Genomic DNA, 26146 nt, shown 5'->3' on the forward strand with positions numbered 1-26146 from the left:
TTCATTTAATATGCGCAACGTATCACGGACTGATGGACATAAAAGGCTGCACGCTGTGCAGCGCAAGTTTGTTAATGATGAGGTTCGTGAATGCCCCGCAGTTTATGGTTCAAGGTTTTTGTTGTGCTGGCCGCCCTCTGGGCGCCGTTTAGTCAGGCCGACACCGGATGGCAGCCGATTCAGGAGACGATCCGCAAAAGCGAAAAAGATACGCGTCAGTATCAGGCGATCCGCCTTGATAACGACATGGTCGTGCTGCTGGTTTCCGATCCGCAGGCGGTGAAATCGCTGTCGGCGCTGGTGGTGCCGGTGGGATCCCTGCAGGATCCGGCAGATCATCAGGGGCTGGCGCATTTTCTGGAACATATGACGCTGATGGGGTCGCAAAAATATCCCCAGCCTGACAGCCTTGCAGAGTTTCTTAAGCTGCACGGCGGCAGCCATAACGCCAGTACCGCGCCCTACCGCACCGCGTTTTATCTTGAAGTGGAAAATGATGCGCTGGACGGGGCCGTAGATCGCCTGGCCGACGCCATCGCCGCGCCGCTGCTGGATAAAAAATATGCCGACCGCGAACGTAACGCGGTCAACGCCGAGCTGACGATGGCTCGGACGCGAGACGGGATGCGCATGGCCCAGGTCAGCGCGGAGACCATCAACCCGGCTCACCCGGCGGCCCACTTCTCGGGTGGCAACCTCGAGACGCTCAGCGATAAGCCCGGCAGCCCGGTGCTTGATGCGCTGCACACCTTCCGCGATAGCTGGTACTCCGCCAATCTGATGAAAGCGGTGATCTACAGCAACAAGCCGTTGCCGGCGCTGGCGCGCATGGCTGCGGACACCTTTGGCCGCGTGCCGAATCGTCAGATCAGCAGGCCGGATATTACCGTCCCGGTGGTCACGGATGCGCAAAAAGGCATCATTATTCACTATGTGCCGGCGATGCCGCGTAAAGTGCTGCGCGTCGAGTTTCGCATCGACAACAACAGCGATCGCTTCCGCAGCAAAACCGATGAGCTGGTCACCTATCTTATCGGCAACCGCAGCCCGGGCACGCTCTCTGACTGGTTGCAAAAACAGGGTCTGGCGGAAGGTATCCGCGCCGATTCCGATCCGGTGGTAAACGGCAACAGCGGCGTACTGGCGATCTCAGCCACCCTCACCGACAAAGGCCTGGCGCACCGCGATGAAGTGACGGCGGCCATTTTCAGCTACCTCGGCCTCCTGCGTACTCAGGGCATCGATAAACGGTACTTCGACGAACTGGCGCATGTACTGGCGCTGGATTTCCGCTATCCGTCGATCAACCGCGACATGGACTACGTGGAATGGCTGGCGGATACCATGATCCGAGTGCCGGTCGAGCATGCGCTGGACGTGGTGAATATTGCCGACCAGTACGACCCGCAGGCGATCAAAGACCGGCTGGCGATGATGACCCCGCAGAACGCCCGTATCTGGTATATCAGCCCCCAGGAGCCGCATAACAAGACGGCCTACTTTGTCGATGCGCCGTATCAGGTGGATAAGATTAGCGAGCAGACGTTCGCTGACTGGCAGCACAAATCGCAGGCCATCCAGCTGCAGCTGCCGGCGCTCAACCCCTATATTCCGGATGACTTCACCCTTATCAAAAGCGATAAAGCCTGGCCGCATCCGCAGCTGATCCTTGATGAACCGACGCTGCGGGTGGTGTATGCCCCGAGCCAGTATTTTGCCAGCGAGCCGAAGGCGGACATCTCCCTGGTGCTGCGTAATCCCCAGGCGATGGACAGCGCTCGCCGGCAGGTGATGTTTGCCCTCAACGATTATCTCGCCGGCATCGCCCTCGACCAGCTCAGTAACCAGGCGGCGGTCGGCGGCATTTCGTTCTCTACCGGCGCTAATAACGGATTAATGGTCAATGCCAACGGCTATACCCAGCATCTTCCGGCGCTGTTCAGCGATCTGCTGCAGGGATACTTCAGCTATACGCCGACCGAGGAGCAGCTGGAGCAGGCCAAATCCTGGTATGCGCAGATGATGGATTCCGCCGAGAAAGGCAAAGCCTACGATCAGGCGATAATGCCGATCCAGATGGTCTCGCAGGTGCCGTACTTCCAGCGCGAAGTGCGCCGGGCGCTGCTGCCCTCCATTACCCTTAAAGAGGTGCTCAACTACCGCGCCAACCTGAAAACCAGGGGGCGTCCTGAACTGATGGTGATAGGCAATATGACCGCCGATGCCGCCACGACGCTGGCCCGCCAGATCCAGCAGCAGCTGGGCGCTGACGGCAACGAATGGTGCCGCAATAAAGACGTGGTGGTGAACCGGCAGCAGCTGGCGATCTTCAATAAAGCGGGCAACAGCACCGACTCCGCGCTGGCCGCGGTGTTCGCGCCGCCCAACGTGGATGAGTTCAGCAGCACCGCCGCCAGCACCCTGCTGGGACAGATTATTCAGCCGTGGTTCTACAACCAGCTGCGTACTGAAGAGCAGCTCGGCTACGCGGTCTTTGCCTTCCCGATGAACGTGGGGCGCCAGTGGGGCATGGGCTTCCTGCTGCAGAGTAGCGATAAGCAGCCGGCCTTCCTCTGGCAGCGGTTCCAGGCCTTCTTCCCCACCGCGGAGGCGAAGCTGCGGGCGATGAAGCCGGAAGAGTTTGCCCAGCTCCAGCAGGCGGTGATAAGCCAGATGCTGCAGGCGCCGCAGACGCTGGGCGATGAAGCCTCGAAACTGAGCAAAGATTTCGATCGCGGTAATATGCGTTTTGATTCACGTGATAAAGTAGTGGCTCAGATTAAACTGCTGACGCCGCAAAAACTTGCCGACTTCTTCCATCAGACGGTGGTGGATCCGCAGGGCATGACGATCTTGTCCCAGATTTCCGGTAGCCAGAATGGCAAAGCGGACTATGCCCAGCCGAAAGGCGGCAAAGTGTGGGAAAACGTCAGCGCATTGCAGCAATCCTTACCCCTGATGCGAGAGAATGAATGACCGACACCGCTGAGTCTTTGGATCCCCTGCGCTTGCCCCTGATCGGCGAGCGCCTGATAGAAGCCTCTGCGGGCACCGGAAAAACCTTTACCATCGCCGCGCTGTATCTGCGGCTGCTGTTGGGGCTGGGCGGTGAGGCCGCCTATCCCCGCGCCATCAGCGTTGAAGAACTGCTGGTGGTGACCTTTACCGAGGCGGCGACCGAAGAGCTGCGCGGCCGTATCCGCAGCAACATCCACGAACTGCGCATCGCCTGCCTGCGCGGCGAATCCGACAATCCGCTCTACAGCGCGTTGTTGGCGGAGATCGCCGATAAAGACGACGCCGCGAAGACGCTGCTGCTGGCTGAACGGCAGATGGACGAGGCGGCGGTATTCACCATCCACGGCTTTTGCCAACGGATGCTGAGCCTTAACGCCTTCGAGTCGGGCATGCTGTTCGAGCAACAGCTGATCGAGGATGAATCCCGTCTGCGCTATCAGGCCTGCGCCGATTTCTGGCGCCGCCACTGCTATCCCCTGACCCGCGATATCGCGGCGGTGATCCACGACGTCTGGAAAGGGCCGCGCGATCTGCTGAAGTCCCTTGACCGCTGGCTGCAGGGCGAAGCGCCGCAGCTTAAGTCGCCGCCAGCCCCTAACGAGACGCTGGCCGAACGCCATCAGCAGATCATCGCCCGCATTGACTCGCTCAAGCAGCAGTGGCGCGAGCAGGTGGGCGAGATCGAAGGCGTGCTGGAAAATTCCGGCCTTGACCGGCGGAAGTTTAATCGCGGCAACCAGGGCAAGTGGATGGAGAAAGTGAACGCCTGGGCGCAGGAAGAGACGTTAAGCTACCAGCTGCCCGACGCGCTGGAGAAATTTGCCCAGTCGTTTCTGCTCGAGCGCACCAAAGCCGGTGGCGAACCGCCGGTGCATCCCCTGTTTAGCGCCGTAGAGTCGTTGCTGGCCTCCTCGCTGACGCTCACCGATCTGGTGCTGGCGAGAGCGATGGTCGAGATCCGCGATGCGGTCGCCCGCGAAAAGCGCCGCCGCGGCGAGCTGGGGTTTGACGATATGCTCAGCCGGCTTGACGAGGCGCTGCGCGGCGACAGCGGCGAGACGCTGGCCAGCGCTATTCGCCAGCGTTTTCCGGTGGCGATGATCGATGAATTTCAGGACACCGACCCTCAGCAGTACCGGATTTTTCGCCGCATCTGGCGCCGGCAGCCGGAGACGGCTCTGCTGCTGATCGGCGATCCGAAGCAGGCCATCTACGCCTTTCGCGGCGCCGATATCTTTACCTATATGAAAGCGCGCGGCGACGTTGCCGCGCACTACACCCTCGATACCAACTGGCGCTCCTCGCCGGGCATGGTGGGCAGCGTCAATCGGCTGTTCAGCCTCAGCGATAACCCCTTCATGTTCCACGAGATCCCGTTCCTGCCGGTGAAGGCGGCGGCGAAGAACAAGGGGCTGCGCTTTACCGTTGACGCGGCGGACGTACCGGCGATGAACGTCTGGCTGATGCCCGGCGACACTGTCGGGTCTGGCGATTATCAGACCTTTATGGCGCAGCTCTGCGCCACGCAGATCCGCGACTGGCTGAGCGCCGGTCAGCAGGGGCGCGCGCTGCTGTGGCGCGGGGAAACCTCGCGCCCGGTACAGGCTTCGGATATTACCGTGCTGGTGCGCAACCGGCTGGAGGCGGCGCAGGTGCGTGAAGCGCTGCAGACGCTGGGTATTCCCTCGGTCTACCTCTCCAACCGCGACAGCGTTTTTGAGACGCTGGAGGCCCAGGAGCTGCTCTGGCTATTGCAGGCGGTGCTGGCCCCGGAGCGGGAAAATACCCTGCGCAGCGCGCTGGCGACGTCGATGTTTGGCCTGACCGCGCTGGATATTGAAAACCTGAACCAGGACGAGCAGGCGTGGGACGCGCTGGTGGAAGAGTTCAGCGAATACCGCCAGATTTGGCGGCAGCGCGGGGTGATGCCGATGCTGCGGGCGTTGATGACAGCCCGGCATATCGCCGAGAACCTGCTGGCGACCCGCGGTGGCGAGCGGCGTTTAACCGACATTCTGCACATCAGCGAACTGCTGCAGGAGGCAGCCAGCCAGCTGGAAAGCGAGCATGCCCTGGTGCGCTGGCTGGCGCAGCATATCGCCGAGCCGGACAGCAACGCCGCCAGCCAGCAGATGCGTCTCGAAAGCGATAAGCACCTGGTGCAAATTGTCACCATTCACAAGTCAAAAGGGCTGGAATACCCCCTGGTCTGGCTGCCGTTTATCGCCCGGTTTCGTAAACAGGACCAGGCGTTTTACCACGATCGCGAGACGTTCGCGGCGGTGCTGGATCTGGGCCAGGATGAGGCCAGCCTCGAGCTGGCGGAGGCGGAACGACTGGCGGAAGATCTGCGCCTGCTGTACGTCGCCCTGACCCGCGCGGTCTGGCACTGCAGCCTCGGCGTGGCGCCGCTCAGCAGCCGGAAATCCGGCAACAGCGATTTCCACCTCAGCGCGCTGGGACGGCTGCTGCAGGCGGGCGAAGCCATGGACGCCGCCGGGCTGGCTGCGCGGCTGGCGGACTTCTGTCATGGCGATATTGCATTACAGATTCCGGGCGAACTGGATCTCACCCCGTGGCAGGCGCCCGCGGCGACCATCCCGCGATTGTCGGCGCGCGAGCTGCAGCGCCGCATCGCCGACGACTGGCGGGTGACCAGTTACTCCGGACTGCAGCAGCATGGTTTCAGCGGCGGGCAGGATTTGCTGCCGCGTCTGGATGTTGATGCCGCCGGCGTCGGCGAAGTCGTGGAAGAGCCGCAGCTGACTCCGCACCAGTTCCCGCGCGGCGCCGCGCCGGGGACCTTCCTGCACAGTCTGTTTGAGGAGCTGGACTTCACCCAGCCGGTGCCGGAAGGGTGGATGGCGGAGAAGCTGCAGCTGAGCGGGTTTGACGCGCAGTGGGCGCCGGTGCTGACCGACTGGCTGGGGGGCGTGCTGAAGACCCGCCTGCCGGGGCCGGATATCGCGCTCAATCAGCTTGCGGCGCGGGATAAACAGGTGGAGATGGCATTTTACCTGCCCATCGCCCAGCTGCTGACGGCGGAGCGCCTTGACGCGCTTATCCGCCAGTACGATCCCCTCTCTGCCGACACGCCGCCGCTGGATTTCCGCCAGGTGCGCGGCATGCTGAAGGGCTTTATCGATCTGGTCTTCCGTCACGAAGGCCGTTATTACCTGCTGGATTACAAATCCAACTGGCTGGGGGAAGATCGCGAGGCCTACACCCGGCCGGCGATGGAGCAGGCGATGCGTGCCCACCGCTACGATCTACAGTATCAGCTGTATAGCCTGGCGCTGCACCGCTATCTGCGCCACCGGCTGGCCGATTATGACTATGACCGCCATTTCGGCGGCGTGATTTATCTTTTCCTGCGCGGCATGGACGGGCAGGAGGGGGGGCAGGGGATCTTCACCACCCGGCCGGTGCGACCGCTGATTGACGGTCTGGATCAGCTTTTTGCCGGAGAAACTCAGGAGGAGGCCTCATGACTTTCGAACAACTACTGCTGGCGGCGGTGGAGCAGCGTCTGCTGCGGCCGCTGGACGTCCAGTTTGCCCTGATGGTGGCGCAAAACGACCCGCCGGCGGTCAAGCTGGCGGCGGCCTTGCTGAGCCGGGATGCCGGCGAGGGGCACGTCTGTCTGCCGCTCTCGCGGTTGAGCGGCGACGAGGCGCTGAGCGGTAAAGCGGGGGAGATCCGCGATCGGCTGCTGGCCGAAGCCGGCGCGCCGGAGGACTGGCCCGGGCTACTGCTCGCTTCGTCGGCGGTGAGCTGCGGCGATGCTCCGGCGCCGATGATTTTGTGCGGCGACCGGCTCTATCTGAATCGGATGTGGCGCAACGAGCTGACCGTCGCCCGCTTCTTCAATGAAGCCAACCGGGTGCTGGAGATGGATGAGGCCCGGCTGGCGTCAACCCTGAATGCCCTGTTCCCTGCCACCGGCGAAACCGACTGGCAAAAAGTGGCCGCGGCGGTGGCGCTGACCCGCCGCATCTCAGTGATCTCCGGCGGTCCCGGGACCGGGAAGACCACCACCGTGGCGAAGCTTCTGGCGGCGCTGATCCAGATCGAAGACAGCCCGCGCTGTCGTATTCGCCTGGCGGCGCCAACCGGGAAAGCGGCGGCGCGTCTGACCGAATCGCTGGGCGCGGCGCTGAGAAAATTGCCGCTGACCGACGCGCAGAAAGCGTTGATTCCCACCGAGGCCAGCACGCTGCATCGTCTGCTGGGCGCCCAGCCAGGCAGCCAGCGGATGCGCTATCACGCCGGCAACCCGCTGCATCTGGACGTGCTGGTGGTGGATGAAGCCTCGATGATCGACCTGCCGATGATGTCGCGGCTTATCGACGCGCTGCCGGCCCACGGGCGGGTGATTTTCCTCGGCGATCGCGACCAGCTGGCCTCCGTAGAAGCGGGGGCGGTGCTGGGGGATATCTGCGCCTGGGCGAGTTCGGGCTATACCGCCGCGCGGGCGCAGGAGCTGACCCGGCTGACCGGTTCGCCGGTGCCGGCGGGCGAGGGGGCTATCGCGGGCGCGCTGAGAGACAGTTTGTGCCTGCTGCAAAAGAGCTATCGCTTCGGTAGTCACTCCGGCATCGGGAGCCTGGCGCGGGCGGTGAACGCTGGCGCGCGCGCGGAGGTGAAGGCCACGCTGCGCCAGCCGTTTGACGATATCGCGCTTCATCCCCTCAGCACGACCGAAGAGTACGAAGCCATGCTCGGCGCGGCTCAGCAGGGCTATGAGCGCTACCTGCAGCTGCGCCGCGAGCGGGCCGAACCGCAGGCCATGCTGGCCGCTTTCAGCGAATTCCAGCTGCTGTGCGCGCTGCGCGAGGGGCCGTACGGCGTGAGCGGCGTCAATGAGCGGCTGGAGCAGCGGCTCAACCGACAGCGGGCGATCGCCCTGCCGCGCCACTCTCGCTGGTATGATGGCCGACCGATCATGATATCGCGCAACGACAGCGCGCTGGGGCTGTTTAACGGCGATATCGGCATCGCCCTGGAGCGCAACGGCGAGCTGCGGGTGTGGTTCCTGATGCCCGACGGCGCCATCAAGTCGGTGCAGCCGAGCCGTCTGCCGGAGCATGATACCGCCTGGGCGATGACCGTGCATAAATCGCAGGGCTCGGAGTTCGAACACGCGGCGCTGATCCTGCCGGCGCGCAGCGTCCCGCTGGTGACCCGCGAACTGGTCTACACGGCAATCACCCGCGCGAAACGGCGGTTGTCGCTCTATGCCGACGAGCAGGTGCTCTCCCAGGCCATTGTGACGCGCACCGAACGGCGCAGCGGCCTGGCGGAGATTTTCGCCGGGCGCGAAGCCCCCTGAGACGCCGGGTCCGGGCGATGGAAAATGCTGCAGCCGTTGCCCGGGCTGGCGGAAAAATCAGTAACTGAAGAACAGAGGGATAAGCCAGAGCGCCGAGATCGAGTTCATGGTGAAAAAGCGGACTGCTGCGCCGCCGGCCAGCGGTGGGGTGGAACAGCGGGCACAAAAAATCACCAGCGAGGAGATGAGAAGATTCATGCCGGACGTCAGGGCCAGCAGAAATAATATCGCGATGGCGGCGCCGAGCGCGGCATAGCCATGCTGATGATGGCGCTGGTTATCCCAGAGGAGCAGTATCATCAGCAACCACGGATAGAGGGCGACCGCGGTGGTGATGAGATTAATATGTCTGACCAGCCAGTTCGGTTTGGGTTCCATTCTTTAAGCGATCCTTACAGGGCGGGTGGCGGCCGCGGCGCCAGTCGACGTCCTGTCGACAGCCAATAGCATATCGGTGAGCCAGCGAGAAAGAAATGGCCTGCGCGGAAACCAGGAATTTCGCCCGCGTGCGTACGCCAGGCTGGCGGGAAGAGGGGCGGGAGACCGGCCGGGGATAAAGCGATAAGCGTCGCGCTATCCCGGGCCGTTAGATAGAGAGGAGAAGGGCTTAAGCGAGGTCGGCCATCAGCACCTTCGACCGGCGCTGATAGTTATACATCTGCTTTTTACTCTCCGGCAGCAGGTCGATATCCACCGGCGTGAAGCCGCGCTCCTGGAACCAGTGGATGCTGCGGGTGGTTAACACGAACAGTTTGCTCAGTCCCATCTGCCTGGCCTGAGCGGCAATACGCTCCAGCAGCACCTCTCCCCGCGACGAGCTCCGGTAATCCGGATGCACCGCCACGCAGGCCATTTCGCCGATCTTCTCTTCCGGGAAAGGATAGAGGGCGGCGCAGGCGATGGTGGTGTTATCGCGCTGAATAATGGTGAATTTGTCGATCTCCATCTCCAGCTGTTCGCGGGAACGGCGTACCAGAATGCCCTGCTGCTCGAGCGGGCTTATCAGCTCAAGAATACCGCCGATATCATTGATGGTCGCCCGACGGATCTGCTCCGCGCTCTCCATGACGATCTGAGTGCCGATGCCGTCGCGTGAAAACAGCTCCTGCAGCAGCGCGCCATTTTCCTGATAGCTGATCAGGTGGCAGCGCCGTACGCCGCTGCGGCAGGCCTTCACCGCCCCGCGCAGGAAGCGCACGGTGCCGGAGTTATAGTCTTCGTCTGCTTCCAGCTCTTCGACGCGGGCTTGCGCCTCATTAGGGAACAGTTCGGAGACAATTTCCCCGGCCTGGTTGTAAACCCCTTGCGACGAACAGAAGCCGATCATTTTCTCCGCCTTCAGCTTGATGGCCAGCTGGGTAGCGATCTCTTCCGAAGTCAGGTTAAAGCTCTCGCCGGTGACCGACACCGCGACCGGCCCCATCAGGACAATGGCGCCGCTGTCGAGCTGACGATGAATCGCCTCTTCGTCAATGCGGCGAATACGTCCGCTGTGGCAATAATCGACGCCGTCATCGACGCCCAGCGGCTGGGCAATGATAAAGTTGCCGCTGACGACGTTGATATGGGCCCCCTGCAACGGGGTGTTGTTGAGGCTCATCGACAGACGGGCGGTGATCTCCAGCTGCAGCATCCCCGCCGCCTGCTTAACCAGCTCCAGCGTTTTGGCGTCAGTCACTCGCGTCTGCTTGTGATAGACCGGCTCGTGATGGTGCTCGGCGAGGTTAGCGTCAATCTGCGGGCGGGCGCCATAGACCACCACCAGGCGAATGCCCAGGCTATGCAATAATCCTATGTCATTGACAATATTTGAGAAATTTTCATGCTCAATGGCTTCGCCGCCCAGCATGATGACAAACGTTTTTCCCCGATGGGCATTAATATAGGGAACAGAATGGCGGAATCCTTCTACCAGTTCAGTGCGACGTTCCTTCACCATGACAAACCCTCAATGCATGATTATTCGTAATTATTGTATTTTTATTCTGTTTTGCCGTTAAACGCAAGCCCCAATTTGAGGCTAAGCCGCGAAAAACATGTGACCCGGCGCAGGGTGTCAATGAATGTTTACCCTTTTATAGATGACAGGTTATATGCCTTTCGTTAAAGTTTCTGGTCAATCTGTTTGTTTTGGGTATAAATGCGTTTTTATTGCTTGGGAGTGGCATGTCGGGAAACAACTCTGGATTAAGCCGTCGCCGTTTATTGCAGGGGGCGGGCGCCATGTGGTTAATGAGCGTGAGCCCTGTCGGGCTGGCCGCCGCCGCGCGGGTGGTCGCTGTTCGCGTCTGGCCAGCATCGACCTACACCCGCGTCACGGTGGAATCGAATCATGTGCTGAAATACCGGCAGTTTGCCCTCAGTAATCCGGAACGGGTAGTGGTCGATCTGGAGGGGGTTAACCTGAACTCGGTACTGAAGGGCATGGGGGGGCAGATCCGCGCTGACGATCCCTTTATTAAGTCCGCCCGGGTGGGCCAGTTTGATCCGCAAACCGTGCGCATGGTCTTCGAACTCAAGCAGAACGTTAAGCCGCAGCTGTTTGCCCTCGCGCCGGTGGCCGGCTTTAAAGAGCGTCTGGTGATGGATCTCTACCCCGCCAACGCTACCGATGTTCAGGATCCGCTGCTGGCGCTGCTCGAGGATTACAACAAAGGCGATCTGGAGCGGCAGGTGCCGCCGGCGCAAAGCGGGCCGCAGCCGGGCAAAGCCGGGCGCGACCGGCCGATTGTCATCATGCTCGATCCCGGGCACGGCGGCGAAGACTCCGGCGCCGTGGGGAAGTATCGCACCCGCGAGAAAGATGTGGTGCTACAGATCGCCCGTCGCCTGCGGGCGCTGATCGACAAAGAAGGCAATATGAAGGCCTATATGACCCGCAATGAAGACGTGTTTATCCCGTTGAAAGTGCGTGTCGCCAAGGCGCAGAAGCAGCGCGCCGACCTGTTCGTGTCGATTCACGCTGACGCCTTTACCAGCCGCCAGCCCAGCGGCTCTTCGGTGTTTGCCCTCTCCACCAAGGGGGCCACCAGTACCGCGGCAAAATATCTCGCCCAGACGCAGAACGCCTCGGATCTGATCGGTGGGGTCAGCAAGAGCGGCGACCGCTATGTCGACCACACCATGTTCGATATGGTGCAGTCCCTCACCATCGCCGACAGCCTCAAATTCGGAAAGGCGGTGCTGGAGAAAATGGGCAATATCAATAATTTGCACAAGAATCGGGTAGAGCAGGCGGGCTTTGCGGTACTGAAGGCGCCTGATATCCCCTCCATTCTGGTGGAGACGGCGTTTATCAGTAACGTGGAAGAAGAGCGGAAACTGAAAACGGCCAAATTCCAGCAGGAGGTGGCCGAGTCGATCCTCGCCGGGATTAAAGCCTACTTCGCCGACGGCGCGACGCTGGCCCGCCGCGGATAACCACACAGGAAAGGGACATGGCCTTACTGAAAAGCGCCCATGGCGGCAATATCCGCGAGGCCGCCGCCCTGCTGGGCATAGCCCCCGGCGAGCTGCTGGATTTTAGCGCCAACATCAATCCGCTGGGGATGCCTGCCTCGCTCAGGCAGGCGATCGTTGACAACCCAGGCTGCGCCGAACGCTACCCTGACGTCGAGTATCAACAGCTGCATCAGGCGCTGGCTGCCCACCATCAGTTGCCGGCGGCGCATATCCTCGCCGGCAACGGCGAAACTGAATCGATCTTCACCCTCGTCCACGGCCTTAAGCCGCGGCGGGCGATGATCGTCATTCCCGGTTTTGCGGAGTACCGGCGGGCGCTGCAGACGGTGGACTGTGAGGTGGTGGAGTATGCCCTGCGGGAGCGCGATGGCTGGCAGCTGACCGACGCGATCCTCGATGCCCTGACTCCGGCGCTGGACTGCCTGTTTCTCTGCACCCCGAACAACCCCACCGGCCTGCTGCCGGAGCGGGGCCTGCTGGAAGCCATTGCGCAGCGCTGCCGGGCGCTGAACATCAGCCTGATCCTCGATGAGGCCTTCCTCGACTTTATCCCCGACCAGCCGGGGTTTATTCCTCTGCTGGCGCAGCATCCGCACGTCTGGGTTCTGCGATCGCTGACCAAATTTTATGCCATTCCGGGGCTGCGTCTCGGCTACCTGCTGAACGCTGATGCCCAGGCGGTGGCCCGACTGCGCGCGCGACAAATGCCGTGGTCCATCAACGCCTATGCCGCCCTGGCCGGGGAAATTATTCTCCAGGATCGGGCGTATCAGCGGGCCACCTGGCAGTGGCTGCAGGAGGAGGGAGCGCGTTTCTATGCGCAGCTGCAGGAGATGGCCGGGCTGACCGTGTGGCCCGGGCGTGCTAACTACCTGTTCTTGCGCTGCGACAGAGCCGATTTTGACCTGCAATATGCCCTGCTGCGCCAGCATGTGCTGATCCGCAGCTGCGCCAACTACCCGGGGCTGGATAGCCGCTATTTCCGCGTGGCGATCCGCAGCGCCGAGGAAAACGACCAGCTGCTGGCGGCGTTGCGCCGGGTGCTGGCCTGAGGCCTACTGCAGGATGACGCCCCCGGGCACCATCGCCAGCAGATGCTGCTGCGGCCAGTGGGCGGCGATATCGCTCTCTGCCAGCCGCCATTGCAGAAATTCGACGTCATGCCGACGGCGGTCCAGCAGCAGGCCGACGACGCTGCCGCTGTGTGCCACGTTGAGACCATAGAGCCCTGCGCTTTCCACCAGGTCCAGCAGCGCGTCAAACCCCGGCTTAGGCAACAGCTGCTGGCTGGCAATGGCGCTGATGGTCGCTGCTTCGCCCAGCAGCTGCGGGTTGCCGCATTGGCAGGCCTGCTGTACTTTCTCCCACGCCAGCTGCAGCCGGGAGGCGTTTGCCAACAGGCCCGGCTCGCGCGGCAGCTGGTGATAGTCGGTGGTGCGCAGCGTCAGCGGGCTCTCCAGCACTAACAGGTCGAGCGCCGGCGGAGGGGGACAGGCGATTTGCGTGGCGGCGGTATTATGGTCGAACAGCGTCAGCTGGCGAAACAGGGTGCTGTCGGTAGGCTCCAGCGCGACGCACAGGCGCGCCAGCGTCGGCTCATCCAGTAGATGGCCCAGATGATGGGCGGTGGCGACGGCGGTGGCAGCGATATCGGCGGTGCTGCTGGCCATCCCTTTGGCCACCGGGATCGTTGAGTGCAGGGTGATGCGGATCTGCTGGCTAAGCGCTGGGGGGTAGCCCCAGTGGGCCAGCAGCTGGTCGACCATCGCCCGCGACAGCGGCCGCTCGTCTTTTCGCGGTACCCCGGTCTCGACCTCGACGGTGCTGTACCAGTCCACCGGACAGGAGACCAGCTTTTCGCTGCCGAGGATCCAGCCCTGGATAAGTTCTCCGCACGAGGCGGGACATTGTGCAACAGCCACGTTTTCACCTTTCCGCTTACCTTCGCCAGGGCGCATAGTGGCATGGCGACCCGCCGGTTACCATGATTCTCCGCAAGAGGAGGCGCGTCGTTTATGCCGACACCGCCAGCTCGCGCGCCTGCGGCAATGCAAGACGCATGACGTCGCGGGCAATCATTAGCTCTTCATTGGTGTTGATCACCGCCACTTTGACCAGCGCATTATCCGCCTGAATAAAGGTCGCGCTCCGCTGGTTTTTCTCGTCGTCCAGCGCGAGGCCGAGAAAGTGCAAATTGCGGCAGATTGTCGCCCGCGCCCGGGCGGAATGCTCGCCTATGCCGCCGGTAAAGATCAGCGCGTCCAGACCTCCCATCTGCATGATATAGCTGCCGATAGTTGCGCGAATGCGTTCGGCAAACAGCGACAGCGCCAGAGCCGCCCTTTCGTTGCCGGCGTCGGCTGCCTGTTCGACGTCGCGGTAATCAGAAGACACGCCGGAGACGCCCAGCAGCCCGGATTCATTATTCAGCAGCTGGCTGAGCTGCAGGGCGGATTTCCCCTCTTTCTCCACCAGCCAGGGAAGAATCGACGGATCGATATCGCCGCTGCGGGTGCCCATCATCACCCCGGACTGGGGAGTAAAGCCCATTGAGGTATTCACCGACTGCCCGCCTTTGATGGCGCAGACGCTACAGCCATTGCCCAGATGGCAGCTTACTACCCGCAGGGCGCTCAGCGGTACGCCCAGCTTTTCCGCCAGCGCGCTGCTGACATAGTGATGGCTGGTACCGTGAAAACCGTAGCGGCGAATGCCCAGCTCGGCGTAATAGCGCCAGGGGAGGGGATAGAGCCAGGCCTCCGGCGCCAGGGTCTGGTGAAAGGCGGTATCAAAAACCGCCACCGCCGGTACCGCGGGTAACAGCTGGCGAAAGAGACGTATGCCCAGCGCATTGACCGGGTTATGCAACGGCGCCAGCTCCGCCAGGCGCTCGATCTCCCGCAGGGTATCGTCGCAGACCAGCGCGGCGTCTTTGAAGCGTTCGCCGCCGTGGGCGACGCGGTGGCCAACGCCGTCGATCTCCTGCAGGCTGCTGAGGATCCCGCGGCCGGTCAGCGCCTCCAGCAGCAGGGTCACTGCCTCATGGTGATCGGCGATGGGCAGCGTCTCCTGCCATTTCTGTGCCGACGTTTTCAGCGTGAAGCGGGCCTCGGGCAGGCCGATACGTTCGATCAACCCCTGACAGAGCAACGCCCCCTGCGGCATGTTAAGCAGCTGAAACTTCAGGGAGGAGCTGCCGGCGTTAATCGCCATGATTTTATAGGTCATTGATATTCCTCTGCATTCAGGCAGGCGAACAGGTCATCAAGCCCGTCGCCGGTTAACGCGCTGGTGATAAAGATATGTCCGGCGCCCGCCGTCTCGAGCCATGTCCGGACCTGTTGCAGACGGGGCGGGGCGGCCAAATCGGCTTTAGTGATCACCCCGATGACCGGGCGGTTCATCGGGGCGGTAAACCCCGGAGAAAAAGGTGACCAGGGCGCATCGGCATTTAGTACCAGCGCGATGACATCGGCCTCGCAGGCGCTGGTGAGCAGTGCACTGTACAGGCAGCGGTTTTCCAGATATTCCCCGGGGGTATCGATGGCGGCCGGCGTCCAGACGATGGCCTGGGTTTTCTGATAGCGCAGGGTTTCGCCACGCAATACCTGGGTCAGCGAGGTTTTACCGCACTGGCTGGGTCCGATTAGCATCAGGCGTTTCATGGGCTCAGGTCCGGGTAATTGGGCAAGCGGTGAAGCGCATCAGCTCACCGAGGGTGCGGGTGACCTGCCTGAGCGCGTACTCCACGGCGGAGACATCGCCGGTCAACACCACCGCGCCGGTGAAGCGATCGAGAAAACCGATCTCCACCGCGCCGGACTTGGTAGCGATGTCGCAGGCGATAATCGATGCTTCACTGGGGGTAATGGTAAGAATGCCGATGGCGGAGACTGCGTCCGGCAGACCCAGCTTTTTGAACAGATCTTTGCCAGGATTGGCAATGAGATGCGCCAGAGTAACCTGTTTGCCCGGGACATACTCCTGGATCATGCGTTCGGTAGGGGTTTGCGGTTCCATTATCCCTCCATCAGCTGTTGCCACAGCGCATCGTGCGGTCGCGGGATCACTGCCCGGTGAACCAGTAATCCTTTCTCGCCTGCGCTGTCGCTGGCCACCGTGACGGCGTTGTCGACATCGGCGATATCACCCGCCACCACCATGTAGCATTTGCCGCCGATACCAAACGCCATATGGACCCGCACCAGGGTGACGTTGGCCGCTTTCACCGCGCGGTCGGCGGCGCTGATGCACGCCGCCACGCTCCAGGTTTCGACGATCCCCGCCGCCTGCCGCTGCCCGACCACGTTGAGACCGCTGATCGCCGGTAGTACGCTGGGGTGAATGTTGGCCAGCACCAGGCTGTCCACCAGCATCTCCCCGGCGCGTGCGGTGCCGGCGGCGATTGCCTGCTGCACGGCGCCGACGTCGCCGCCGAGCATCAGCAGGAATTTCCCGGGGCAAAGGGTTCTGCAGAGCAGGAGCTGTACGTTCGCGCTTTTCAGCATGACGTCGCCCAGCTCCATCCCCCTGGCGATGCTGGTCAGTTCTAAAATTCCGATAGCCTGGGTCATGATTAACCTCTTACAAGCGTAATGGCCTGCTCCGTGATGGCGGAGACCAGGCCGTCAATACTGGCGTGCACCGGCGCGCCGAGGGCGTCGGCGGGGATATCCGCCAGTAGCTGGCCGCGCGTTACCCGCTCTCCCGGCGCGACGCAGGGCACGGCGCTGATGCCGATATGCTGGCGCAGGGGCAGGGTGACGCAGGCCACCTCCGGCTCCACCGCCGTCAGCGGCGCTTCCTGATACCAGGGATCAAGTCCCAGTTTGCTGATGAGCCGCTTGACCGGCACCAGGCGGTGCTTCGCCATCTCGTCCGCCGGACGCAGCGGTCCGTCGTAGCGCAGGTTTTTCGCCCTCAGCTCACGTTTCAGCAGACGGTTGATGCGCATGGGGGAAATACCCACCGGGCAGGCGACGCTCTCGCAAACGTTGCACTCCGAACAGGTCAGGGCGCTGAGCAGCAGCGACGGGGTGGCCGCCTGGCGATAGTTCACCGCCCGCACCAGCAGATGAGGGGAAAGCTCATGGCCGATCAGGTGCCGGGGGCATAAATCTGTGCATAAACGGCACTGTTCACAGACGGTGCGGGCGATGGCGAGCAGCGTTCGTTCATCCTGCCGCCGTCGCTGGATCAATGGATGGTTGCCCGGGAGCACCAGCAGGCCGCCGGTGGTTTTGGTGACCGGTGTCTCGAGGGAGGTAATAAGCGAGCCCATCATCGGACCGCCGTTGATAAACCCCGGATCGTCAACCGTCGCGCCGCCGGCCAGATCCAGCACCTCGCGCAGCGATATACCCAGTGGTACGGCCAGCGTCAGCGGACGGGCGACGGCGCCATTGACGGTCAACGTCCGGCGAGTTACCGGATAGCCCTGTTCCACGGCTCTGGCGATATTGAGCACCGTCTGCACGTTATTGACCACCACGCCGACGCTGACCGGCAGCGCGGCAGGTGGTACGCGGCGTCCCGTCGCCAGCCAGATAGTAAGCACCTCATCCCCGGCCGGATAGACGTCAGGCAGAATATGCAGCCGGGCCCATTCCGGGAGTCGTGGGGTTAATGCCGCAATCGCCGGAGCATATTTCGCCTTCAGGGCAATGATCCCTTCCCGGGCGCCAGTGGCGGTCATTGCGTAACCCAGGCCGCGAATCAGTCGGTCAGCCTGCTGAGCCATCAGCTGTTGGTCAACCTTCAGCATCGGTTCGCATTCGGCGGCGTTCACCAGCACGGTGTCCACCCGGGCCTGCAGTTTGATGTGGGTCGGAAAGCCTGCGCCACCGGCTCCTACGACGCCAGCGGCCCGAACGCGTTCGCGGATCTCCGCTGCATCAATGCTTGATAGTGGCACTATCGCTTCACTCATTGCAGGTTCTCCAGCAGTTGCGCGATGGCCGCGCCATCGACCGGACGCGGGTTGGTGCGCAGGGTGGCGTCGGCCAGCGCGGCCGGCACCATGGCGGGAATTCGCGATAAGAAAAGGGGATACTTTTCCTGCAGCGCGCCCTTGAGGGTGGGAATGGCGCACTGCTGTTTCAGCGTTTCCACCGCGGTAAGCAGCGCCTGGAAAGCCTCCTGTTCGCCAGCTGCGGGCGGGCAGAAGCGGCAGGCCCTGGCCAGGCGCGCATAGCGCTTAGCCGCTCGCGGCTCGCCGGCATTGAAGCGGATCACCGCGGTCAGCAGCAGCGCATTGGCCAGGCCATGGGGGAGGTGAAACTGGCCGCCAAGCTGATGGGCGATCGCATGATTGAGCCCAAGGCCAGCCTGGCTAAAGGCCATACCGGCGAGGGTTGATGCATTGTGCATTTTGCTGCGGGTCGCAATGCAGTCGCCCTGACGAATCGCAACGGGCAGGGCGCGAAACACCAGCCTTACGGCCTTTTCCGCCAGCGCATCGGTAAAATCGGTGGCCTGCGGCGAGACCCATGCCTCCAGGGCGTGGGTCAGCGCGTCCAGCCCGGTATGGGCTGTGATGGTGGGCGGTACGCTAACCACCAGCGTCGGGTCGATGATCGCCATGTCGGGACAGAGCGCCTCATGGAACAGCGGGTACTTGATCCCTTTTTCCGGGTCGCTGATGACGCAGGCGCTGGTCACTTCCGAACCGGTACCGCTGGTGGTGGGGATCGCCACGCAGGTGTCGACAGGCAGACCGCCCTGCTGGCTGAACCAGACGATAGCCTTGGCGGCATCCATCGCCGAGCCGCCGCCGAAGCCGATCACCACCTGCGGACGCAGGGCCTGCATCTGCGCTATCCCTTTCGCCACGGTGTGAATGGTCGGATCCGGTGTAATATCGCTGAACACGCTGACGCGGTTGCTGGCGGGCAGCGCGGCGCGCAGTCGGTCAAGCAGCGGCGAGCGCGCCAGGAAGCCGTCGCAGACGATCCAGATGTGCTGATGGCTAAAGCGCTGCAGCGCGGCCAGGCTGCCCGGGCCGCTGTAGAGGCGCGTTTGCAGAGAAAAGGTATGCATGGCGCCCCCGGTTAGCGAATGGAAAAACCGTTGGTCAACACGCAGCGCCGCAGGCGGGCGAACGTCCGCGCGGAGGTGGTGCCTTCTCCGGTTGGCGTGGCGATGGTGAAGGTGGTAAACCCTTCGCCGCCGACGCCGATTCCCGCGTAAGACGGGCCATTTTTGACAAAAATGGAGGTCTGCAGGGTGCGTGCCGCCAGATTGAGCCGCGAGACATTCTGCGAGTGCATAATGGCGGTGTGGTGCAGACCCTCCTCAACGCGCAGGGCCAGCGCCAGGGCGCTGTCAAAGTCGGCGACCCTGACGATCGGCAGCACCGGCATCAGCTGCTCGCAGGTCACCCAGGGGTCGTTCGCCTCCACCTCGGCTATCAGCAGGCGAGGGGGGCGAGGCGGAACGGCGAGACCCGCCGCCGCCAGCAGCGCAGCCGGGCTTTTACCGACCAGTTTTTTATTCGCCGCTCCGTCGGGCAGGCAGACGGCACGCAGGGTATCGGCCTCCTGTCGGCTCAACAGCAGCGCGTCAAAATCCTGCATCTGCTGGATCAGGCGGTCAGCGACGGAGGCGACGACGATCAGGCTTTTTTCGGCGATACAGGGCAGGTTGTAATCGAAGGCGGCGCCGCTGATGATATCTTCGGCGGCTTTGACGAGATCGGCGGTTTCATCAACGATGCACGGCGGATTGCCGGCGCCAGCGCCGATCACTTTTTTACCGCTTTTCATGCCCATCGCCACAATGCCAGGGCCACCGGTGATAGCCAGAACGGCAATCAGCGGGTGGGACATCATTTGCTGGGTGGCTTCAAAGGTCGGCTCGGCAACGGTCACCACCAGGTTACGGATCCCGCTGCAGCGGTAGGCGATCTCTTCGATCCTGGCGATAAGCTTCAACGAGACCTTTTTCGCGCCGGGATGGGGGCTGAAATAGACGCTGTTACCCGCCGCCAGCATGCTGATACTGTTGTTGATAATGGTTTCCGTTGGGTTGGTGCTGGGCGCCACGGCGCCAATAACCCCGAACGGCGAGTACTCAAACAGCACCATCCCGCCATCGCCGGTGAGGGCGCTGGTAGTGAGATCCTCTATGCCCGGCGTGTTTTCAAGAGCGGCTTTATTTTTCAGATATTTATCTTCTTTGTTGCCCATGCCGGTTTCCGTGGCGCTCTCTTCCGCCAGCGTCGCCAGCTCGGGGGCCAGCGTCTCCCGCAGGGCGCTGATAATGGCGCTGCGGGTTTTTAGCGGACACTGCTGATAGCGGAGAAAAGCCTGATGAGCGGCGTCGATGGCGCAGCCGACATCGCAGAAAATGCCCTGCTTTTGCTGAGGGGCAGGGGGCGTCGGCGCGAGCTTTTCACTGAGGATGGTGCGGATAAGGGTTTCCAGTTCTGCTGTATTCATTGATGAGTTCTCACGTTAATGGCCGCCATAGCAGCCTGTGCAATAGCCATATCCTGCTCGACGCTGCCGCCGCTAATGCCGAGGCCGGCTATTAGCTGGCCATCGCGCCACAGCGGATATCCGCCGCCAAAGGTGACGACTTTGCCCTGCAGATGGCTCTCCAGACCGTACAGCGCAGCGCCTGGCTGTACGGTCGTCGCGAGCTCGTGGGTGGCGGTTTTCATGGCGACGGCGGTCCAGGCTTTTTTCGGCGCCAGCTCGCTGCTGACCAGCAGCGCATCGGGCATTCGCCAGGTCACGGTTTCGGTGCCGTGTGCGTCAACGATGCTGATCACCACCGGCACCTGCAGCTGGCGGGCGTGTTCAATGGCCTGACGGATGAGCTGATGCAGCTCGTGAAAGGAGAGCGACCCGGCCTGGGCTTTGGGCGCGTCGGGCGCAGGCGACCTGCTGGCGGCCAGATATCGGGCCGCGATCTCCGTCACAAGGCGGCGCTGGTGAGCGGCATGATCCTCGCTGCGCGCCAGGGCATACAGGCAGTCAGATAAGCGGTTCAGATAACGCAGCAGTATCTGACGGATAGTAACCTCTGCCGCCAGCTCGACCAGCCGGCGCTCCGCCCGTCTGGCAACGGTGCGGGCCAGGTGCAGACGGCTGGCGGCTTCACAGCGTCCGGGCAATACAAACTGGTGCAGCGCCGGCACGCGGGCCATCTCGCGATCGATGGTCTGCTCCAGCAGGGCAATCTCTTCGCTGCTGATATAGCGCTTACCCGGCGATGGCTGTTCGCTGTCGCTGGCGAGCTCCGCGCTGAACCAAAAAATGTGCTGCTGCAGGGCTTCGAGCAGGGTGCGCTGTTCCTCTTCAGCGACGGCGCAGACGCACAGGCTCAGCATGGCGTTCAGTTCATCCAGGGTGCCGTAGGCTTCGACGCGCGGATGCGTCTTGCTGACCCGCTGGCCGGTAAAGAGTGATGTACTGCCGGCATCGCCGGTTCGGGTATAGATAGCCACAGGCGCCCCCTTAGCGTGAAAGTGAGTCAACAATGCCCACGACGGCAAGATCGATGGCCTCATTCGGGCCGCTGAAAACGTGGCGTGCGCTCGAGCCGCTGCAGAGCAGCACCAGCTCGCCGACGCCAGCGCCAACCGAATCTACCGCCACTTCATCGCCGCTCGTGGGGAGAATCGGACGATCGTCGTCCGCGCTTACCCGGCGCACCAGCAGCAGTTTTTTGCCGTTCAGAGAGGGCGATTTTTGCGTCGAGACGACGGCGCCGGTCACGCGTGCCAGATGCATAGTTCACTCCTGCTTAATCAATTGAACATGCCGCGCGACGGCCGCTTCGCGGGCGAGGGCGGTGATAATGGGGCGGCGGCGCAGCACCAGATAGCCGCCACTGAAACGGGCTACGTCGGCATAGGTGAGCACCGACGCGGCGTGAAGCCTGACGGGCTGGCCAAGCGGATCGCTGAACGTCAGCGGCAAGCGGGCGAGTTTTTTTACCGCCAGCGCGGGGAGCAGGGCGGGAAGCAGCGTTAGCTGTACCCGAACGCCCCAGGCCATCGCCTCATGCAGTGCGCAACCGGCTGCCGCCAGCGCACGCTGGCCGGCAAGCTGCTCCAGCAGCGGTAAATCGACCTGCACGATGCGCAGCGAAGCGTGCTGGCACAGCAGGCTGCGGATATCCGCTTCGCCGAGCTGGGCCACGCTGAGCGTGGCCGTGCTGAGGGCGCGACGGCGCAGACGGGCGGCGACCTCTTCGACGATACGCTGCAGCATCGCGTGGTTCATGGCTTCGTCACCAGCGTTGCCCAGGCTTGCGCAGCGTCAGCGCCTGCCGCATTAGCCTCGTCAGTATCGATGTGCATCTCAAGACGCATATCCGGGGCAACGCGGACCGCCACGTTGTCGAAGATAAGCCGCCTGTCGCTGCCTTCGATCGCCACCGCGACGCTATCGCCATGGGAGACGCGCAGGATCAACGCATCAAGTGGCGACATATGAATATGTCGCTGGGCAACAATCGTCCCGCCGCTCAACTCCAGTTCGGCAAAGGGGCTTATCAGGCGGATCCCCGGCGTGCCCTGCAGATTGCCGGACATGCGCAGCGGCGCGGCGATACCGAGGATCCGGGCGTCGGTGCGTGAGATTTCCACCTGGCTGGTCTGGCGCAAAGGGCCGAGCAGGCGCACGTTGTTTAATCGCCCTTTGGGGCCAACCAGGGTCACCGTCTGCTCTGCAGCATATTGTCCCGGCTGCAGCAGCGCTTTTTTCGGCTGGATGGGCTGCGCGGGAAAAAGCCTGGCATAGTCAGCCGCCGCTAAATGGATATGGCGACTGGAGATACCGATTGGAATGGGACGCTGGCGCATCTCATCCAGCACTTTGTTGACTGTCGAAGCCAGCTGTTGTTTATCCATTACGCGTCACCTCGTTTACCGGCGTGCAGGCACTGCGAGCGGGGATCGCCTTTTTGTCGTGGGCAGTGTGGGTCCAGGCACAGGTTGCAGGTCACCCGCTCCGTAGAGTGGGAGGGGGCGTCTGTGAGGGCCGTGTTCTCCTCCGTCACGGCGACGTCAGGCGCTGGTGAAGGCGCCTGGACGCGGGCCGCCAGCAGGCCTTCCCCGGGCCTGGCGATAACCTTCTGCGCTACCAGCCCCTGCTGCCGTTCGGCGAGTTCGGCCCCGGTCATCACCGCCGCCTGGACAGAGGCCACATCACCGGCGATCTTCACCACCATCCAGCCGGAACCGTTGGTCTTTTCCAGGGCGAGCAGCGTGATGGCGGCCGCTTTCGCCATAGCGTCGGCGCAGGTGATGGCCAGGGCCAGACCGCTGACCTCAAGTAATCCCAGTGATTGCTTCACGCGGTGCTCCTTTTTTGAGGGTCAGACGGATTTCGGCAGAATGGCCTCAACATCGCTATGCGGGCGCGGGATCACATGGCTGGACTTGACCTCGCCGACCACGCTGGCCGCCGCGCTGCCGGCGTCAACGGCGGCTTTGACCGCGCCGACGTCTCCGCGGACCATCACGGTAATCAGCCCGGAGCCAATTTTTTCGTAACCAATCAACTGCACGTTGGCGGATTTCACCATTGCATCAGCGGCTTCAATGGCGCCAACCAGGCCTTTCGTTTCAACCAGTCCTAGTGCGTTATTCATACTGCGTTCTCCTGTGGATTAAGCATGGCGATCCCGAAATGGGATCCCTTTGACGAGACGAGCCGCATTGTTGCCAGTGTTTCGCCGGGCCAGCCTGTTCTGGTGATACATCAGCGAAAACAGCGGAGTTGATGCGGGTAAATTTTTGTAGTGCACGATGAGCCGTTCCCGGTCGCAGGCGATGCCTACCTGCAGCGGCGAACGCTGCGCCGCCTGCCAGGCGTGATGAACAAGATCGCCGCCGGTCTGCGGCTGCAGAACAAAAGGAATGCCTTCCTCTTCAATGCCCAGCAGGACATCGCGCCACTGTTCGCTGCATTCGTCAGTGACGGCAATGACGATGGCGGGGGCGACTACGCTACTCTCCATGTGTGCCTCCTTTTTGCCAGGAAAGGAGTAATCCGCTGGCGACCGCATTGCGTGGGCCTTCACAGCCGCGGATGTTGCCGCGCCCGGCAACCAGCCGGTAGTGCGCCAGCGCGTCGGTGACCAGCTGGGGGATCTCGAAATCGAGGGACGAGCCGCCCACCAGCACCACGAACGGGATGTCGCGAATGTTGCCGGTAGGGCTCACCTGGCGTAACGCTCGCAGGGCGTTGGTGACAAAGACGCGTGATTTGGCGCTACGGCGAATGGCGCGCACTTTCTCCAGCGGCAGATCGCCGGGCAGAGGAACCAGTTCATCCGGTTTCACCACGCAGACGCGGGCAAATACCGCCGGTGGTAAGGCCGATGGAAAAAACTGGACGCTGCCGTCTTCATGACGCAGATGAAACAGGCTTTCGACTTTTGCCAGCGGATATTTTTTGATCTCTTCCGCCAGGTAGCGGTCCTCAAGCCCCAGCTCGCGGGCGATGATCATCGTGACCATATCGCCGGCGCCGGCCAGGTGAGTGGCGCTGATCTCTCCCTGCGCATTGATAATGGAGGCGTCGGTCGACCCGGCGCCCAGATCGAGGATCGCCAGCGGGCGCGTGGTGCCGGGAGTGGTGAGCGCCCCAAGAATGGCCGCCTCCGCTTCGGCGCCGCCCACCTGAACCGCAATCTGCAGTTTGTGCTCAATTTCACGGGCGATGAGGGCCATCTGCAGGCGATCCGACTTGACCATCGAGGCGATACCCACCGCCTGCTCCAGCGAGAACTCCCCCGCAAGACCGCCGGTCACGCTGACTGGCACCGCCGTATCAACGGCCAGCAGATCCTGAATGCGGATCTCCTGAGCTGGCTTATTGGTAAGCTCCGCCATGGTCTGGCGCACGTGCTCTAGCATGCCGCCGATATTGGTGCCCGCTTCTCCCGCGACGTTGTCCAGTTTGCCGCAGCCGTCAACCGCTTTCATGATGGCTTCCGCCCCGGCGGCCACATCAACCTGTACGCTGCGCCCCTGAGCGATGAGCAACAGATTACCTGCCGGAATAGCGCGGGCCTTGACGTCGCCGGAGGGGGTTTTCACCACCACGGCCGAGCGGTTGCCAATCAGCGCCCGCGCCATTGGCACGATATTTTTGGTCTCCTCGGCGTTGAGATCGAAAACGGTCGCAATACCGTAGGGGTTGGAGAGCGTTTCGATGATCTTACCGGGTAAAGCGACCTCGACGGCCGCCAGCATGCCAAGTGGAATCCGGTCGATATGCTGAACTTCGTCGATCACCGGTAGCGGTTGCTGTAGCCGGTTATTGACCAGCACGCCGTCATCCTGCTGCAAAATAATGCCGGTTATCTGATAGCCCGCTGCCGTTGCCGCATTGACCATCGCGGCGACATCGGCAAAGTCAAAGGCCGAGGAGACCACCAGAATATAGGGAGTGTCCGCGGAGCAGGACAGCAGCGCCTCTGGTGTGATGGTGATGCCGACCCCCAGTCCGACGCCGCCGGGTGTCTTCGGGTTATGGCCGATCATGGTGGACTCGGTGATGATGGTTTCCGTGATGGTTTCCATCGCCACATCGCCAATGACCGGCGTGGCTTCGTTAATGCGAATAAGCGAAATATCGCTGAGCTGAATGCCGGCCGCTTTTGCCGCCTGCGTTAGCGCCTCCTGGATACCGAACACATTTCGTAATGTGCCTTTTATACCCGTGGTTTCAGCCAACGCGCTGTGGCGAATGTTCAGCACTCCTGCGTCATCGACCGTCGCCAGGGCGACTTCTGTCGAGGAGTTGCCAATATCAATGCCAGCGATATAGCGCATGCTTACCCCCCTGTTAATCGTCGCCTTTGAGTTTCTTACGCTCGATGTACAGCCCGGCCGCTTCCCGAACAAAGGCGGCACAGAGTCGTGCCTGGTAGCGATGCTCGAGGTCATCAGCGATCGCCAGTAGCTCCGCCTGGGTGGAACGGTATGGGCGCAGGGCGTTGTAGATCTCAAGGATTCGGTCGTCGGGAACCGCGGTGAGCTCTGCGGCCCGCTCAAAGTTCATCGCCAGCCGATCGCGTCCGGCATCCTGGGCGATTGCCGCCTGCATACGCAGCGTTTCCGGAGTGATGCGCATGTCCTGCGCCGTAACGCGATCGCTTAATACGTCCTCCAGCGTCAGGTCATCGAGCGTTTTATTGGTAGCGGTTTTTACCCACTCCGGATGGCGGGTCGCTAACGGGTAGTCGCTAACTTTTGGCTGGCGAACGGTGTCGTTTGTCGGCGCGGCTGGCGCGGGCGTTATCCCGTCCTGTAGGCTGTTCATCCGGCTCAGCACGTCGCGTACCATGGATTCAATTGCGTCGGTATTCATC

General features: G+C 62.3%; 24 protein-coding genes. 5 read left to right on the plus strand and 19 right to left on the minus strand.

Translation table 11 applies throughout. The features are described from left to right. Positions 1-90: 90 nt before the first annotated feature. From ptrA to recD, 3 genes are read left to right on the plus strand one after another with little or no spacing between them, the layout of a single operon-like run. Positions 91-2976 (plus strand): pitrilysin, encoded by a 2886-nt coding sequence (gene ptrA / locus OHJ17_RS04675; protein ID WP_032433504.1) that lies wholly within the window; start codon positions 91-93, stop codon positions 2974-2976. Next, entirely contained in the window at positions 2973-6509 is a 3537-nt protein-coding gene (gene recB / locus OHJ17_RS04680; RefSeq protein WP_015875135.1) for an exodeoxyribonuclease V subunit beta, read from the plus strand. The genes ptrA and recB overlap by 4 nt, the downstream gene beginning before the upstream one ends. Continuing rightward, positions 6506-8350: an exodeoxyribonuclease V subunit alpha gene (gene recD, locus OHJ17_RS04685; protein WP_004188670.1), complete on the plus strand. Its 1845-nt coding sequence runs from the start codon at positions 6506-6508 to the stop codon at positions 8348-8350. The genes recB and recD overlap by 4 nt, the downstream gene beginning before the upstream one ends. A gap of 57 nt (positions 8351-8407) precedes the next feature. On the opposite strand, the gene OHJ17_RS04690 is transcribed toward recD, so the two are convergent. Beyond that, positions 8408-8728, minus strand: coding sequence for a hypothetical protein (locus OHJ17_RS04690; RefSeq protein WP_023286839.1), 321 nt, complete (start codon positions 8726-8728; stop codon positions 8408-8410). 229 nt (positions 8729-8957) lie between these two features. After that, complete coding sequence (argA, locus tag OHJ17_RS04695) at positions 8958-10289, minus strand: amino-acid N-acetyltransferase (RefSeq protein ID WP_004149616.1); 1332 nt, start codon at positions 10287-10289, stop codon at positions 8958-8960. 227 nt (positions 10290-10516) lie between these two features. On the opposite strand from argA, the gene amiC reads away from it, so the two are divergent. Together amiC and cobD are read left to right on the plus strand one after the other, a co-directional pair. Beyond that, positions 10517-11770 carry an N-acetylmuramoyl-L-alanine amidase AmiC gene (gene amiC, locus OHJ17_RS04700; protein WP_004174538.1) on the plus strand — a complete coding sequence of 418 codons (1254 nt, stop codon included), beginning with the start codon at positions 10517-10519 and terminating at the stop codon, positions 11768-11770. A gap of 17 nt (positions 11771-11787) precedes the next feature. After that, a complete protein-coding gene (gene cobD, locus OHJ17_RS04705; RefSeq protein WP_004143954.1) occupies positions 11788-12864 on the plus strand; it encodes a threonine-phosphate decarboxylase CobD in 1077 nt (358 codons plus the stop codon). Positions 12865-12867: 3 nt separating this feature from the next. On the opposite strand, the gene OHJ17_RS04710 is transcribed toward cobD, so the two are convergent. The 17 genes from OHJ17_RS04710 to pduE all read right to left on the minus strand — a co-directional run bounded on the left by OHJ17_RS04710 (position 12868) and on the right by pduE (position 26145). Continuing rightward, the gene (locus OHJ17_RS04710) at positions 12868-13734 is read right to left on the minus strand and encodes a GHMP family kinase ATP-binding protein (protein WP_032433887.1); all 867 of its coding nucleotides are present in this window, start codon (positions 13732-13734) and stop codon (positions 12868-12870) included. A 91-nt stretch (positions 13735-13825) separates the two neighbouring features. Further along, entirely contained in the window at positions 13826-15040 is a 1215-nt protein-coding gene (locus OHJ17_RS04715) for an acetate/propionate family kinase (RefSeq protein WP_023287962.1), read from the minus strand. Continuing rightward, positions 15037-15477, minus strand: a complete 441-nt coding sequence (pduV, locus tag OHJ17_RS04720) for a propanediol utilization protein PduV (RefSeq protein ID WP_002915858.1) — start codon at positions 15475-15477, stop codon at positions 15037-15039. Before pduV ends, OHJ17_RS04715 begins: the two co-directional genes overlap by 4 nt. 4 nt (positions 15478-15481) lie before the next feature. Continuing rightward, positions 15482-15832 carry a propanediol utilization microcompartment protein PduU gene (pduU, locus tag OHJ17_RS04725; protein WP_002915850.1) on the minus strand — a complete coding sequence of 117 codons (351 nt, stop codon included), beginning with the start codon at positions 15830-15832 and terminating at the stop codon, positions 15482-15484. After that, entirely contained in the window at positions 15832-16386 is a 555-nt protein-coding gene (pduT, locus tag OHJ17_RS04730) for a propanediol utilization microcompartment protein PduT (RefSeq protein WP_004151971.1), read from the minus strand. Before pduT ends, pduU begins: the two co-directional genes overlap by 1 nt. Positions 16387-16388: 2 nt before the next feature. After that, positions 16389-17741, minus strand: a complete 1353-nt coding sequence (locus tag OHJ17_RS04735; RefSeq protein WP_023285520.1) for a 4Fe-4S dicluster domain-containing protein — start codon at positions 17739-17741, stop codon at positions 16389-16391. Further along, positions 17738-18850, minus strand: coding sequence for a 1-propanol dehydrogenase PduQ (gene pduQ / locus OHJ17_RS04740; protein WP_016946082.1), 1113 nt, complete (start codon positions 18848-18850; stop codon positions 17738-17740). The genes OHJ17_RS04735 and pduQ overlap by 4 nt, the downstream gene beginning before the upstream one ends. A gap of 11 nt (positions 18851-18861) precedes the next feature. Continuing rightward, positions 18862-20250: a CoA-acylating propionaldehyde dehydrogenase PduP gene (gene pduP / locus OHJ17_RS04745; RefSeq protein WP_023282958.1), complete on the minus strand. Its 1389-nt coding sequence runs from the start codon at positions 20248-20250 to the stop codon at positions 18862-18864. After that, positions 20247-21263, minus strand: coding sequence for a two-domain cob(I)yrinic acid a,c-diamide adenosyltransferase PduO (gene pduO, locus OHJ17_RS04750; protein ID WP_032104148.1), 1017 nt, complete (start codon positions 21261-21263; stop codon positions 20247-20249). Before pduO ends, pduP begins: the two co-directional genes overlap by 4 nt. Before the next feature lie 10 nt (positions 21264-21273). Next, positions 21274-21549, minus strand: coding sequence for a EutN/CcmL family microcompartment protein (locus tag OHJ17_RS04755; protein ID WP_002915814.1), 276 nt, complete (start codon positions 21547-21549; stop codon positions 21274-21276). A 3-nt stretch (positions 21550-21552) separates the two neighbouring features. Next, positions 21553-22044: a microcompartment protein PduM gene (gene pduM / locus OHJ17_RS04760; protein ID WP_004181168.1), complete on the minus strand. Its 492-nt coding sequence runs from the start codon at positions 22042-22044 to the stop codon at positions 21553-21555. Then, positions 22041-22673: a phosphate propanoyltransferase gene (locus OHJ17_RS04765; protein ID WP_002915810.1), complete on the minus strand. Its 633-nt coding sequence runs from the start codon at positions 22671-22673 to the stop codon at positions 22041-22043. The genes pduM and OHJ17_RS04765 overlap by 4 nt, the downstream gene beginning before the upstream one ends. Continuing rightward, the gene (locus OHJ17_RS04770) at positions 22673-23119 is read right to left on the minus strand and encodes a BMC domain-containing protein (protein WP_032423815.1); all 447 of its coding nucleotides are present in this window, start codon (positions 23117-23119) and stop codon (positions 22673-22675) included. Before OHJ17_RS04770 ends, OHJ17_RS04765 begins: the two co-directional genes overlap by 1 nt. A 21-nt stretch (positions 23120-23140) precedes the next feature. Beyond that, complete coding sequence (gene pduJ / locus OHJ17_RS04775; protein WP_002915806.1) at positions 23141-23416, minus strand: propanediol utilization microcompartment protein PduJ; 276 nt, start codon at positions 23414-23416, stop codon at positions 23141-23143. An 18-nt stretch (positions 23417-23434) separates the two neighbouring features. Beyond that, positions 23435-23785, minus strand: coding sequence for a glycerol dehydratase reactivase beta/small subunit family protein (locus tag OHJ17_RS04780; RefSeq protein WP_004900279.1), 351 nt, complete (start codon positions 23783-23785; stop codon positions 23435-23437). Beyond that, the gene (locus tag OHJ17_RS04785; RefSeq protein ID WP_009485657.1) at positions 23775-25607 is read right to left on the minus strand and encodes a diol dehydratase reactivase subunit alpha; all 1833 of its coding nucleotides are present in this window, start codon (positions 25605-25607) and stop codon (positions 23775-23777) included. The genes OHJ17_RS04780 and OHJ17_RS04785 overlap by 11 nt, the downstream gene beginning before the upstream one ends. 13 nt (positions 25608-25620) lie before the next feature. Further along, entirely contained in the window at positions 25621-26145 is a 525-nt protein-coding gene (gene pduE, locus OHJ17_RS04790; protein ID WP_016946079.1) for a propanediol dehydratase small subunit PduE, read from the minus strand. Position 26146: the final 1 nt, after the last annotated feature.

This window comes from Klebsiella sp. KP20-425-1 (assembly GCF_025813515.1).
Classification (GTDB): domain Bacteria; phylum Pseudomonadota; class Gammaproteobacteria; order Enterobacterales; family Enterobacteriaceae; genus Klebsiella; species Klebsiella pneumoniae.